General features: G+C 43.9%; 9 protein-coding genes. 8 read left to right on the top strand and 1 reads right to left on the bottom strand.

Translation table 11 applies throughout. The features are described from left to right. Positions 1–411 precede the first annotated feature (411 nt). The 5 genes from dmeF to AC5YB3_RS22620 all read left to right on the top strand — a co-directional run bounded on the left by dmeF (position 412) and on the right by AC5YB3_RS22620 (position 7630). Positions 412–1632 carry a CDF family Co(II)/Ni(II) efflux transporter DmeF gene (gene dmeF, locus AC5YB3_RS22600; protein ID WP_494526232.1) on the top strand — a complete coding sequence of 407 codons (1221 nt, stop codon included), beginning with the start codon at positions 412–414 and terminating at the stop codon, positions 1630–1632. Next, entirely contained in the window at positions 1632–2111 is a 480-nt protein-coding gene (locus AC5YB3_RS22605; RefSeq protein WP_494526233.1) for a MarR family winged helix-turn-helix transcriptional regulator, read from the top strand. The genes dmeF and AC5YB3_RS22605 overlap by 1 nt, the downstream gene beginning before the upstream one ends. Positions 2112–2323: 212 nt before the next feature. Further along, positions 2324–4417, top strand: coding sequence for a prolyl oligopeptidase family serine peptidase (locus AC5YB3_RS22610; RefSeq protein WP_494526234.1), 2094 nt, complete (start codon positions 2324–2326; stop codon positions 4415–4417). A 269-nt stretch (positions 4418–4686) separates the two neighbouring features. Next, positions 4687–6312 (top strand): phosphoethanolamine transferase, encoded by a 1626-nt coding sequence (locus AC5YB3_RS22615; protein ID WP_494526235.1) that lies wholly within the window; start codon positions 4687–4689, stop codon positions 6310–6312. 289 nt (positions 6313–6601) lie between these two features. Beyond that, positions 6602–7630, top strand: a complete 1029-nt coding sequence (locus tag AC5YB3_RS22620) for a GGDEF domain-containing protein (protein WP_259528897.1) — start codon at positions 6602–6604, stop codon at positions 7628–7630. 260 nt (positions 7631–7890) lie between these two features. Here the strand turns inward: AC5YB3_RS22620 and AC5YB3_RS22625 are convergent, their stop codons facing one another. Continuing rightward, positions 7891–10596, bottom strand: coding sequence for an acetate--CoA ligase family protein (locus AC5YB3_RS22625; protein ID WP_494526236.1), 2706 nt, complete (start codon positions 10594–10596; stop codon positions 7891–7893). A 276-nt stretch (positions 10597–10872) separates the two neighbouring features. Here AC5YB3_RS22625 and AC5YB3_RS22630 point away from each other — a divergent pair, with 276 nt between their 5' ends. From AC5YB3_RS22630 to AC5YB3_RS22640, 3 genes are read left to right on the top strand one after another with little or no spacing between them, the layout of a single operon-like run. Continuing rightward, positions 10873–12015, top strand: coding sequence for a methyl-accepting chemotaxis protein (locus AC5YB3_RS22630; protein ID WP_494526237.1), 1143 nt, complete (start codon positions 10873–10875; stop codon positions 12013–12015). Positions 12016–12029: 14 nt separating this feature from the next. Next, positions 12030–12320 (top strand): STAS domain-containing protein, encoded by a 291-nt coding sequence (locus AC5YB3_RS22635; protein ID WP_011846801.1) that lies wholly within the window; start codon positions 12030–12032, stop codon positions 12318–12320. A gap of 2 nt (positions 12321–12322) precedes the next feature. Continuing rightward, positions 12323–14029: an ATP-binding SpoIIE family protein phosphatase gene (locus tag AC5YB3_RS22640; RefSeq protein WP_494526238.1), complete on the top strand. Its 1707-nt coding sequence runs from the start codon at positions 12323–12325 to the stop codon at positions 14027–14029. Position 14030 lies beyond the last annotated feature (1 nt).

Consider the following 14030-nt stretch of genomic DNA (forward strand, 5'->3'; position numbering starts at 1 on the left):
TGTTCTGCTCCCTATAAACGCAGCAGAGGTAAAAAAGGGTTAAATTATTCAATAAAAAATCGATTTTTACCCAAATAATTTTTATCCATCTGAATAATAAGGCTGCAATAAAGCCAATCTTACTCTGCTGACTCAGCTGTTTTCACACATAAATCAAACGCTAATCCATTAAACCTTGCCTGATATCCTTTGCCTAGTCTAGCTGCCGATCTTAATTCACATATCTGCGTCTCGACTCGTGAGAGGAGTACTGGTGCATTATGGGGATCCGCATGTATGTTTAAAAGTTTGAAAACGGTATATCTTGATAAATGGTTGATTTGATCTTCATATATTTTGATTTTCAAACTATAATTCTGGCAACACGTTTTTTATCATTGATAGCGATGGACATGGAGTAGGAATTACACAATGAAATCAACAGCAGCCGAGCAAGCGACAGGGCATCAAGCTTCAGCCCAACGCCAAGGGCACTCACTCGCCCAATGGCAACACTCACATGAGTTTTCGAGTCAGAACCGCGATGGCGAAAAGAACACGCGCTATGTACTGTATTTAACAGTGATCACTATGGTGGCAGAAATTGCTGCCGGAACCATTTACGGTTCTATGGCATTGCTCGCCGACGGTTGGCACATGGGCACCCATGCCGCGGCCTTTATGATCACCCTGTTTGCCTATTCCTATGCCCGTAAACACGCTAACGATCCTGCTTTTGCCTTTGGCACAGGTAAGGTGAGTGTGCTTGGCGGTTACACCAGTGCAATAGCCTTAGGTTTAGTGGCATTGGTGATGTTGATTGAATCGGGAATGCGGCTGATCAGTCCTGAGCAAATTCATTTCAACGAAGCTATTTTTGTGGCCGTTATTGGTTTAAGCGTCAATATACTGAGTGTATTTTTACTAAAAGATCATCATACCCACGACCATGGGCACGCTCATGGTCATAGTCACGGTCATGGACATGATCATAGTCACTACCATGATCATGAAGACGAACATGCTCACGCGCATCATAACAGCCAAGCAAACCCCCATGACGATCATGCCCATACAGCACATTCACACGATGAAAGTCATCATGATCATAGCCATTGCCAACATAAACAGGATCACCAACATGCTGCTGAGCATGAGCATGAGCATGAGCATGAGCACAAGAGCCAGAAGGCCCACGGTGGCCATGATCACAACCTACGCGCGGCCTATTTTCACGTACTAGCCGATGCATTAACGTCAGTGCTCGCCATCGCTGCCTTGTTGTTTGGTAAATACATGGGACTAACTTGGCTCGACCCGATTATGGGGATTGTCGGCGCTGTGATTATCAGCCGTTGGTCTTGGGGACTCATTCAGCAAACCAGTCCTATTTTGCTGGACGGCGGCGTTAAAGCATCATTACAACGTAAAGTCACGCAAACCATTGAAGCTGTAACAGATCATCAAGTGGCCGATTTACATCTTTGGCGAGTGAGCGCCGATCACCATGCTATTATGGTGTCCATCGTGTCCCATTCACCGAAAGATATCAGTTATTTTAATCAGTTACTGTCACAATTTCCTGAGTTGGCCCATATCACCATCGAACTCCATACTTGCCGTCAGCGCGAGTGTATGGCTAAGGAAGCCTAATGACTGTTGAACATCATCATTCATCAAACCTGCATTCAAGTGAGCCACATTCAATGGCTGTACATTCAACAGATCATGCATTAAATCATGTGATTATTGAATTTTACGAAAAGCTGTCATCTTGGGAGCACGCCATTGTACGTGACAAAGGTTTTAGTCTGTCGCAGGTGCACACCATTGAGTTACTTGGCGTGCACGGCGCTATGCGAATGAAGGAACTGGCGGACAAGATTGGTGTCACGACCGGCACATTAACTGTTCAAATCGATAAAATGGTAGAGGCACAGTGGGTCGTGCGACGCCCCCATGAAACCGATCGCCGTTCGATTCTGGTGGAGTTAACTGAGAAGGGCCAAGCCTTGTTCCTTGAACATGATGCTTTGCATCTACAACTCACCACAGATCTCACCGCAAAAATGAGCAGTGAGGAACGAATCGTGCTGCTTAATTTGCTGTCACGCATGAATAACGAGTTTTAATTTACCTTACGTCATCGACTAAAAAGCGTCCCTCGTTGACGCTTTTTTTATAGCACGACATCTTTAAAAACGCGATTCATTCTAGATTAATCATCTGCTATTACAGTATCTTACCTTTTGTTACATTCTTGTTGGATTAATAGTTGAACTGGATATTAATTAAGGTAATGTAAGTGCAGATCTCAAGATGGACTTTGTATAAAAGGAATAGAATGAATAATAAATTACTGCCTTGGTGCATTGCAGGAGTGCTCGGAATGAGCGGTCAACTTCACGCAGAAGAAGATAAATATATTTGGTTGGAAGATGTTGAAGGCGCTAAGCCTATGGAATGGGTGAAAACCCAAAATGCAGCATCGGCCGCCGAAATTAAAGCGTTCAAAGGTTTTGATACCTTAGTGGCGAACAGCCTCGCCATCCTGAACGATAAAGAACGTATTCCTTACGCCACCCATATTGGCGACAAGTTATACAACTTTTGGAAGGATGACACCCATGTGCGCGGCATTTACCGTCGCACCACAATGGAAGAATATGCCAAGGCCGATCCTAAATGGGAAACCGTGCTCGATATCGATGCCTTAGGTAAAGCCGAAGCCGTCAATTGGGTATTTAAGGATATTAGCTGTCAATATCCTGAAAATGAGCGCTGTTTTGTATCCTTGTCACGCGGCGGAGCCGATGCGGTGGAAGTGCGAGAATTTAATCTCAACACTAAATCTTTTGTTGCTGCCAAAGATAAGCCATTCTTTTTAAAAGAAGCCAAATCGAGCCTGAGCTGGATAGATAAAGATCACGCCTTTGTCGGTACGGATTTTGGTGATGGTCAAAGCATGACGGATTCGGGATATCCAAGGGGCGTTAAACTGTGGCAACGCGGCACGCCACTCGAGCAAGCTAAGCCTGTTTTCACCGGCGACAAGGCTTCAGTTGCAGTCTCTGGCTGGGTGTTATTCGATGATAAAACCCCGCTGAGTTTAGTGACCGAGGCGCATACCTTCTATACCGCCAGCCAATATGTGTACCAAGACGGTAAACTCATTGGATTGCCTTTACCGCAAGATGCTGAGATTAAAGGTTATTTCAAAGGTAAGTTATTCATTGAGTTAAAGAGTGATTTAACCAATAAAGACGGTAACTTTAAGCAAGGCGCGGTCGTGTATGCCGATGTGGCGGATCTTATCGCCCAAAAAGCCAAGTTCAGTTTATTTGTGAGCCCGACTCAAACCGCATCGATTGCGCAGCTCAGTTTTAGCAAGAGTGCAATTTTTGTTAATTGGCTCGATAACGTGAAAAGTAAATTAGTGCGTTATGAGCAAGACGAAAAGGGCGCTTGGCAGAGCACTCACGTACCGTTTGAAGCGAATGGCGCCTTGACTGTAATGGACGTTGAGCAAGACAGTGATGATTTCTTCGTGAATTACACTAGTTTTCTTGAGCCTTCAAGTCTCTACACTGTGAATGCCAAAACCTTAAATCCAAAGAAAATTAAAGGTATGCCGCAACAGTTTGCTGCGGACAAGTTTAAAACTGAGCAATATTTTGCGACGTCTAAAGATGGCACTAAAGTACCGTACTTTGTGGTGATGGCTAAGGATCTTAAGTTAGATGGCACTCATCCCACGCTACTTTACGGTTACGGCGGGTTTGAAGTGTCGCTGCGTCCTTCTTATTCGGCCACCATTGGTAAGAATTGGTTAGAGCAGGGCGGCGTTTATGTGTTATCCAACATTCGTGGCGGTGGCGAGTACGGTCCTGCTTGGCATCAAGCGGCGTTAAAGCAAAATCGACATAAAGCCTATGAGGATTTTGAGGCAATCGCTGAGGATTTGATTGCCCGTAAAATCACCTCAAGCAAACATTTAGGCATCCAAGGCGGCAGCAATGGCGGCCTGTTAATGGGCGCGGCATTTACCCGCAGACCAGATCTTTATAATGCTGTCGTGTGCCAAGTACCTTTACTTGATATGTTTAGATTCAATAAGTTGCTAGCGGGTGCCAGCTGGATGGGCGAATACGGTAACCCTGATATTCCAGAAGAATGGGCGTACATTAAAACCTACTCGCCTTATCATAACCTGCATAAAGACGTGCATTATCCAAAGGTCTTTTTCACCACATCTACCCGTGACGACAGGGTTCACCCAGGTCACGCCCGTAAGATGGTCGCTAAGATGAAAGACATGGGGATTGATGTGTTGTACTACGAAAATATCGAAGGTGGCCACGCCGGCGCTGCAGATAATAATCAAGCTGCGGAACTTAATTCAATGGCGTTTGCCTACTTATTACAGCAGTTACGATAATCACCGCAGGGTTAACATGAATTGTTAATTCGTTGGTGATAAAAACCGAGCAAGGCCCTAATAGGTTGGGGAGCAAAAAACGGTCGAACTCATTGAGGTTCGGCCGTTTTTTTAAGTTTGTTTTTAAAATGTAAGCATTAACCACAGATAATTTGAGCCATTACCAAGAGCTTGCTACTATGGCAAAAAATTTGACTGTTACAGCCTAAGATTACCTTAAGAATATTAAGTTAGTCTCGACAAACAACTAATTTGAGTGAGAGCTATCAGTGCTAGCAAGATTTAAGACTCTATCGGTGAATCGATTCACTTTTATCACAGCGTTATTTTACGTTTGTATTTTCAATATCCCACTATTCGGCATCATTAAAAAAGGCATCGAAAAACAACCGGATGTCGATCCTATTTTCATCGCCACTATGCCGTTGTTTTTAGCCTTTGCCCTCAGTTTTGTGTTTTCCTTATTTACGGTGAAGTACCTCGTTAAGCCGTTTTTCATCATACTCACCTTGTTGTCATCGAGTGTGTTCTTCGCCGCCTATCAATACAATGTCGTGTTTGATTACGGCATGATAGAAAACACCTTTCAAACCAATCATGCCGAAGCGCTGATGTATGTGAATTATGCTTCGATAATGAATATGTTACTGACAGGGATTTTACCTGCGTACCTTATCTATAAGGCCGATATTCAGTACCAGCCTTTCTTCAAAGAGTTACTGCATAAAGTGCTGTTTATGCTGGCGATGTTGGCGGGGCTCGGCATTATTGCTTTCTTTTATTTCCAAGATTACGCCGCCTTTGGCCGCAACAACGACGAGCTAAAACGTTATATCGTACCGACGTATTTTATTGGCGCTGCGTCTAAGTACATTAATGTGCACTACTTACAAACGCCGATTGAATATCAGCCGCTGGGTCTCGATGCTAAAAATGTCAGTGCCAACCTTAATGGTAAACCTAACTTATTAGTGCTTGTGGTCGGTGAAACCGCGCGTTCGATGAGTTATCAGTATTATGGTTACGACAAGCCAACCAACGCCCATACCCAAGATCAAGGCTTAATTGTCTTTAAAGATACCAGTTCATGTGGCACGGCAACGGCTGTTTCTCTTCCTTGCATGTTCTCGCGCATGGGACGGGAAGATTACGATTCTCGCCGTGCCTATGCCCAAGATACTGCGGTAGATGTGTTGAACCATGGCGGGATTAAAGTGCAATGGTTTGATAACGACTCTGGCTGTAAAGGGGTGTGCGATCAAGTTGAAAACATTTCGATTGATTTGAACAGCGATCCTGAGTTGTGTACTGGCCAATATTGTTTCGACCAAGTGTTACTCAACAAATTAGATGAAACCTTGGCCACTGCAGAACGCAAAGATACTGTGATTGTGTTGCATGTGATTGGTAGCCATGGACCGACGTATTTCTTACGTTATCCACCGGAGCACCGTAAGTTTACACCGGATTGTCAGCGCAGCGATATCCAAAACTGTAGCCCAGATGAGCTGATGAACACCTACGACAACACCATTTTGTATACTGACTACATCATCAGCGAAGTAGTGAAAAAGTTACAAAATCAGCAAGATAAATTTGATCCCGCCATGTTGTATCTCAGCGACCACGGCGAGTCTTTAGGTGAGAAGGGCATGTATTTACATGGCGCACCTTACAGCATTGCGCCAATTGAACAGACGAGTATTCCTATGCTTGCTTGGGTATCTGAAGATTTCAGTAAAGATAACCACTTAGATATGGCTTGTTTAGCAGAGCACGCGGCGAAGGGCGGTTTCTCCCATGACAATTTATTCGACAGTCTTTTAGGCCTAATGAATGTCAAGACCGAGGTATATCAGCCTAAGTTAGATATCTTTGCCAGTTGTCGAGGTTAATCAACCCATTAACTCATCAATATTGAGTCGCTAACATTATCGTGCGACTCAATGTTATCTTGTGACTCAATGTTATCTTGTGACTAAGAGCGATCTACTGACCAAAAGTTATTGAGTGATACCTCGTTAGTTTGTCTTAGTCGATCCAAGTATGAACTTCAAAGAGGATGGCAACATCCTCTTTTCTTTTGCTCCCTATCATAATAATTGATTTCTCCCATATCCAAACTGAAGCACTTGAGTTAACTTAATGCATACAAAAACATAACAAGTCTATGGTTCGCGATTTATGTCTTCTACTGCAGAAAATAAAGAGCTTGATTCTGCCGCGCAAATTTTGCGTTTGGCCGTACCGCAAATGTCTGCCCTCGATATCCCCGTTACACCTGAAAACTACACTGTTTGGTATGAATATTTTGCAGGGACAAATCTCGATTTAAATCGTGCGATTGATGGCTTTCTGGCTAATTCGGTCTCTTTTACTAAAGAGGTCAACACCAGCCTGTATAAGAACTTCATTCAAGAACAGTCACCCGAAGTGATTGAAAATGTGCAGATTGAAACGCAAATCCTGATCAATAGTTTGTTAAGTAAAATCAGCCAGTTGAGTCAAGGCACCGCGGCGTTTTCAGGTTCATTAGCCGAGTTTGGTCTACGTCTACAGACAAATCCCGACATTAATACCTTAAACGAGCTGGTTGATGGTGTAGTCGATGAAATGCAGATGCTGCTAATCAACAACCGTGAGATGGAGCAAAGCCTGTGCACCATGGGCCAAGAAGTGCAAAATCTTAAATCGGAAATGGAAAACCTGAGCCTAGCAGCGATGACTGACCAATTAACCTCGCTGCACAATCGCCGTGCCTACGAGTTAAGTATTCAAGATCAAATCTACCTCTCCCAAGATCACCAAACCCGTTGCAGTCTTTTACTGATCGATATTGATAATTTTAAAGCCTTTAACGACACCTATGGCCATTTGACCGGCGATAAAGTGTTGGCCTATGTCGCATTAGCCTTAAAACAATGTGTGCGAGGGGATGACTTTGTGGCGCGCTATGGCGGCGAAGAATTTGTGGTGGTGTTACCGAACACTCATTTTCACGATGCATTACAAGTGGCTGAAAATCTTCGGGAACGTATCTCTGAGCGCCGCTTAACCATAGGAAAAGACAAAAAGCTTTCCCTTGGCGCAATTACTGTTTCGATTGGTCTCGCTTCATTACAGCAAGGCGACGATGCAGAAACCCTATTCAGTCGCGCCGACAAAGCGCTGTATCAAGCTAAGGCCGAAGGCCGTAACTGCGTGAGAGGTTAATCAGATAGGTTGAATCGTGATTGAGTTTTTGCTGGTTCAGTTACCATAAACAGGTTAATTTTGCTGCATTTATTCAGCCAATGGTGCACGGCCTAGGCTTATTACCGATACTCTTCTCAAGCATCCTGACATTTTAAGTGATTAATAGATAAGAGTAAGTTGCATAAAAATTAAACTTTGTGGTTGTACTATGGATTTCAGCAGATGTGATAACAAAACGCCGCAAATCATTGCGGCGTTTTTTTAAGTTTGGATAGGCGCTATTTGTCACTGGGCGGTTTTAAATCCATATGCATTTTGATCAAATGCTCCTCCATGTCGAAGCTCACTTTAAAACCGAGACTCTTGGCAAGGCTGGCCATATTGCGATTCTCGAACATAGTAAAGCCGGTGAGCACGGGCGTATCGTTAGCTTGATAATACTTAATCAGTTTTTCGAGCAACAACTTACCTAAACCTATACCTTGATGATCGCCGCGAACTGCCATGGCAAACTCGGCCTCGGTATTGTCGGGGTCGATGGACGCACGCACCGCACCTAAAGTGATGTCATCACCATCGGGGCCTTTGGCGGTGGCGATAAAAGCCATCTCACGGGCGTAATCGATTTGGGTTAATACTGCCATTTCCTCATGGGTCATTTTCGAGCGCACCCCAAAATAGCGTTTGTATCTGTCTTCATCGGATAACGAATTATCAAAGGCCAAATGCTTGGGCTCATCTTCGGGAAGAATCGGTCTTAGCATCACCTTAAGACCGTTTTTAAGCTCTGCAACTTCTTCTAATTCCTTCGGATACGGCATGATGGCCATGCGCGATGAACTGTCGGCATTGGCATCGTGCAAACGGATATTCACATCGAGCAGAGTGATGTTTTCACCCGCGGCTAATACTGGGTTTAAATCCAAAGTGGCGATTTCGGGGCAATCGATAATGATGTGGGATATTTGCGTTAGCATCACACACAGGGCATTCATGTCTAAACCGAGCGGTAAATGCCTGTCCTTCAACTTATGGGTCTTTAACGCTTGGATCACCATGTAACGCGCCAGTGCCATATTCAGTGGCGGCAGGGCAACGGCGGCGTCATTGGTGGGATCCCATTCAGAACCGCCTTCACCCAAACAAATTGCTGGACCAAAGACAGGATCGCTGATTACTGCAACACGGATTTCCTGTGCGCCAGCGGTCAACGCCATCTTTTGCACTATCATGCCTTCGATAATGGCTTCTGGATTGGCTTGATGCACCCTTTGAGTAATGGCACTCGCGGCGTGGCGGATATCTTCGGCCGAGGTTAGATTGAGCATCACTCCGTGCACATCGGACTTATGCAAGATATTCGGAGACTGCACTTTTAACGCTAAGGGATAGCCCGCTTCATTAGCGATGGCGACCGCTTCATCGGCATCTTTCACAAACCAAGTGTCTATCGTGTTAAGCCCATAGGCACGCAAAATAGGACTTGCCTCGTGGGTTTCGAGTACAGATTTACCTTTCGCTTGAGCCGCTTGCAGTAATTTGCGCGCCGTGTGGCTATCGGTAGGAATATTGTCGGGGATCGATTGCGGTACTTCTTGCAGCAGTTTTTGGTTACGGCGGTATTCAACCATATGCATAAAAGCACCCACGGCGCCTTCGGGCGTACGATAGGTGGATATGCCGCCCTTAGTGAAGCGTTTTCGCGCCTGATAGGCTGAGTCTTCGCCGCTCCAGTTGGTCAAAATATTAAGGCGATTCTTTTTCGGGTGCGCGTGGATCACGCTAATCAAGGCATCGGCGATTTCAACGCTTTCACCGAGCGCCGAAGGTGAGTGTAATACCAAAATGGCATCCAGCTCATTGGAATCCATCAAGATAGTCAAGGCTTTAGCATATCGTGACGCGTTCGCATCACCAATAATATCGATGGGATTTTGCCTTGACCAAGTATTAGGTAACACGGCCTCTAATTTGGCTATGGTGTCATCTGACAATTCTGCCAGTTTACCGCCGCGCATAATAAGTTCATCCACCGCTAACACCGCGGGGCCGCCACCATTACTGATAATCCCTAAGCGTTCACCTTGCAGCGGATTGGAATGCGCAAGGCTTTCAACCGCGGCAAACAGTTCAATCAAGTCGTTAACCCGTAGCATACCCGCACGGCGAAATGCGGCTTCATATACGGCATCGTTACCGCCAACGCCGCCCGTATGTAATTTTGCGGCGCGGGCCCCTTCGGCGCTGCGACCAGATTTAATCACCAGAATCGGTTTATTGCGTGAGGCGGCTCGGGCAGCGGAGAGAAAATGGCGTTTCTCATTCACAGAATCGATATAAAGCATGATGGCACTGGTGCGACTGTCGCGGCCAAGGTAATCGAGCAATTCGTCAAAGTTAATGTCGGTGGCATCGCCCAGAGAGATAAAGGACGAAAAGCCAATACCTTTGTTATTAGCCCAATCGAGTACCGTTGTACAAATGGCGGCCGATTGAGACACGAAGGCAATTTTACCCGGTAGGGCGCTGGCATGGGCTAAACTGGCGTTTAATCCCAATGGCGGCAACAACATACCTAAGCTATTTGGCCCCAGAATACGCATCCCGTAACGCTTGGCATTTTGCATGGTCTGGTCGAGCAGACTCACGCCATCTTCGTTAAATTCCTGCGCCATGCCCGACGCCATAATTATCGCCACTTTACAACCAAATTGCGCCAGGGTTTCAACGATGGCGGGCACACGGCAAGCGCGGGTACAGATGACGGCTAAATCGGGTTTGATGGGTAACGCTTCAATATTGGGATAGGCGAGCACCCCCATCACAGCCCGATATTTAGGGGTGACTGGCATGATAGGCCCCGAAAAACCGCTGGAGAGCAGGTTTTTCATCAGCACATTACCTGCGCGTTTCTCAGTATTCGAAGCGCCGATAATGGCAACGGAAGTCGGTTTAAATAAGGAGTGTAATGTACGTTGACTCATAAGCGATTCCATCCCAATCAATGACGCTTCCAGTGTAACCTAGGGTATGAGTACTGCACAGTTAAGTTTAGGGTTCTATAAAGGTAAGTTTATTAGCAAATCATGAATTTACAGCGATTTACTGAAGATTTGCGCCCAATACTGAGGATTTCTAACGGGATAACTGCATTTTCCGCATTGCCACACGTAACAATGTGAAAAATTTCACTTTCATGTTTGAAAATTGCTCAGTACCAAACTACTTTTTAATCACTGTACAATTATTGTGAAATAGATATGACATACAAGGATGGGGTCGTTGCAGTGAGTGCGGCAGGCATTGGATATCTGCTTAGCTTAATGACATTCTGGGCTATGGGGCCGATTATTTCCGTGTTGATTATGTTGCTGTGGCAATCTTTTCAGCACAAGCAAATGCAATCAGTTCAACAGCATGATGATAAGTCCTCAAACACCCATCTTGCCGCCGATTGGCAAGCCCACGTCAATCTGTATCAAGAAACGATCACCACACTCAACAGTTGTGAATCTAACATTGATAGCGTGCTGACAGTGCAGGGCGATGCGGTCAATTTGCTAAGCGAATCGTTCGATGGCTTAGGACGGTTGATGACCGAGCAAACTGGGTTTATTTCAGATCTCGTAAAAAGTGCTGACGATGATGAGTTATTCCATTCAGATCAAATGAAGCAATTTGCCAATAATACCTCGATGACGTTAGAGCGCTTTATTCAAACCACAGTAGATATGTCAGCATCGACCATGGAGTTGTTGGAAAAAGTCAATCTCATCTACGAGGCCATGCCCCAAGCAATGAAAGCCTTACAGGATATAGACCAAATCTCTTCCCAGACCAATTTACTCGCCTTAAATGCGGCAATTGAAGCGGCGCGAGCGGGCGATGCAGGCAGGGGATTTGCGGTTGTGGCCGATGAGGTGCGGGCTTTATCTACTCGGAGCTCAGGCTTTAGTGAAGGTATACAAAAACAGCTTAGATCGATTCAAACTCAGATTGAACAATTAACCGTACACGTGAGTAAAGTTGCCGCTCAAGATATGACTTATATCATTGATGCAAAGAAAGATATTGATACTGCGCTTAAACATATTATTGTCAAAGCAGAGAAGGATTCTCATGTGATAGCACGCATAGATTCATCGGCACATGAACTCGAACAAGCCATTTCAGATACGATTCGAGGCTTGCAGTTCAGTGATATCACTTCCCAAAGTCTGATTTACACCAACCAATCCTTAAGTCATTTAAAAGAGTCACTCAATCGCGTCGCCAAAATGTCGCAACAGGAGTTTGGTATTGACGGCGATGATATCACGACACAAATGAGTCGCCGGCGTCAGGAGACACACAATCCCGTATCAAGGGATCAAATTACCTGTGGTGAAATTGAACTCTTTTAAATAGGGATATCACAATGTCAAATATTCAAACGATTCCATTGCCAGAACGCTTTGATTTCTATTATCACAAAACATTTACGTACAGCTATCAAAGCATCATTAAACTGGAAGGGATTAATCATATTATTCTCGATTTTAGCCGAGTGCTTTATTTGGATAGTTCCGCTTTAGGTATGATGGTATTACTACATCGTAAGGCACAGGAGCTACATATTTCGACCTCTATTAAAGGTGCACATGGTCAAGCCGAGGAAATACTCAACATTGCTAACATGCAGAAACTCTACATTATAGAGAATTGCTAGTCATGAAATCATTAATAGCAAAGAAGAACTATATATTAGTCATCGATGACGATGTCATGATGAGCCAGACAATTAGTGACTTTATTCATGAGAAAGGTTACCACGTCATTGTATGTAATAATCTTGAGGAAGCTTTCTCAGAGCTGTCACAATATAAAATTGACCTTGTGCTGATTAATTTTTGGCAGCCAGATGGCACAGCTCTAATTTTACTTGAACATTTAAATGAAGAAAAAATAACGACTCCAGTCATAGTGATCAGCAATACTAAGGAACATCAGTCCGTATTAGAATGTTTTCGAATGGGCGTATTAGATTTTGTTGTTAAGCCGATTAACCTTGAGATATTTTGGTATAAAGTCGAGTGCTTATTAACTCGGGTTAAGTTACAGCATGAAGTTAAGTTACAAAGAATTGAACTTGAAAAAATGCTGTATGAGAAAGCCAGAGAAGAAAAAATGGCTAGGAACTTATTCGAGCACTTAGTCAATATTGATAATACCCAATTCGAGTTTGTTCGTACTTTCTGCCAGGCAAGTGCCAATTTTAGTGGTGACATAATCCTTAAAGGGTTAGCTCCTAATGGCAATTTTTTCCTTATGCTTGCAGATTCAACGGGTCACGGATTAAGTGCAGCAATGCCAATTATGCGTGTTGCTAGTACATTTAGAGCCATGGTTTCAAAGGGGTTTTCATTAGCAACGCTAATATATGAACTGAACTCAAAAGTACATAGAGAAAACCCTGATGATCGCTTTGTTGCTTGTATTGTTTTAGAAGTCGATTTTTTTCGAAAAAAAATACATATTTGGAACGGCGGCATGCCACCCGTATATATCAAAAACCATCTTGAAACTGAAACAGTCTCAGACCATTATCCTGTAAAAAATGTCATAAAATTCAAATCAACAAACATGGCACTTGGCATTTTGCCTCCCCAAACCTTCGTGGCGGATATTGCTACGGTTGATTTACCCGTTGTCGGTCATGCCTGTTTATTTAGTGATGGATTAATTGAACAATACACTAATGAAAACAAACCATTCGGCATTGAAACTTTAAACTCATTATTTATTCAACACGCGAGTGAGCTTATCCCATACTTAACAGAAAACTTTAAAAACGTTTTCGATGGTAAGCCTATAACGGATGATATTACAGTATGCACATTAGACTTTGAACGATTGAGTGAGTGGCATCAACAGTATGATATCTGCCTTGTTCGGTCAAATATGGATGGCGAATTTGATTGGGAGGTCAAACTCGCTGGGCCAATGTTGTTAAGTGCTGAATATTTAAATTCTTTAAATCAATTCTTAGGTATGTTTGGATTCGCGACAAGTTTTTGCCAAAGGGTTTTCACTGTGGTTGCCGAACTATTTAGCAATGCTATCGATCATGGTGTACTAAAATTAGATTCTCGGCTAAAAAGTGATCCGGATGGTTTCGAATTGTACCATAGTATTAGGGACAGTTCTTCAGCACGACTCACAATGAATGATTGGGTGAAAGTGAGCTTGGTTTGGTGTTCCATAACGAATGAGTTGCATATATGTGTAGCAGATAGTGGTCAAGGATTTAAGGGATATAAAAATACTGTTGTAGATATCCCTCAGCTTTCTGGACGAGGGCTCTCACTGGTGAAAACATTATCTAAGACCTACGAATTAGTATCACCAGGAAATATAACGAAAGTCATAATGGAATAGC

The organism is Shewanella sp. 1311 (assembly GCF_059338235.1).

Coding starts and splice junctions, on each gene's coding strand:
- dmeF (WP_494526232.1), top strand. CDS start 412: ATGAAATCAACAGCAGCCGAGCAAGCGACAGGGCATCAAGCTTCAGCC.
- AC5YB3_RS22605 (WP_494526233.1), top strand. CDS start 1,632: ATGACTGTTGAACATCATCATTCATCAAACCTGCATTCAAGTGAGCCA.
- AC5YB3_RS22610 (WP_494526234.1), top strand. CDS start 2,324: ATGAATAATAAATTACTGCCTTGGTGCATTGCAGGAGTGCTCGGAATG.
- AC5YB3_RS22620 (WP_259528897.1), top strand. CDS start 6,602: ATGTCTTCTACTGCAGAAAATAAAGAGCTTGATTCTGCCGCGCAAATT.
- AC5YB3_RS22625 (WP_494526236.1), bottom strand. CDS start 10,596: ATGAGTCAACGTACATTACACTCCTTATTTAAACCGACTTCCGTTGCC.
- AC5YB3_RS22630 (WP_494526237.1), top strand. CDS start 10,873: ATGACATACAAGGATGGGGTCGTTGCAGTGAGTGCGGCAGGCATTGGA.
- AC5YB3_RS22635 (WP_011846801.1), top strand. CDS start 12,030: ATGTCAAATATTCAAACGATTCCATTGCCAGAACGCTTTGATTTCTAT.
- AC5YB3_RS22640 (WP_494526238.1), top strand. CDS start 12,323: ATGAAATCATTAATAGCAAAGAAGAACTATATATTAGTCATCGATGAC.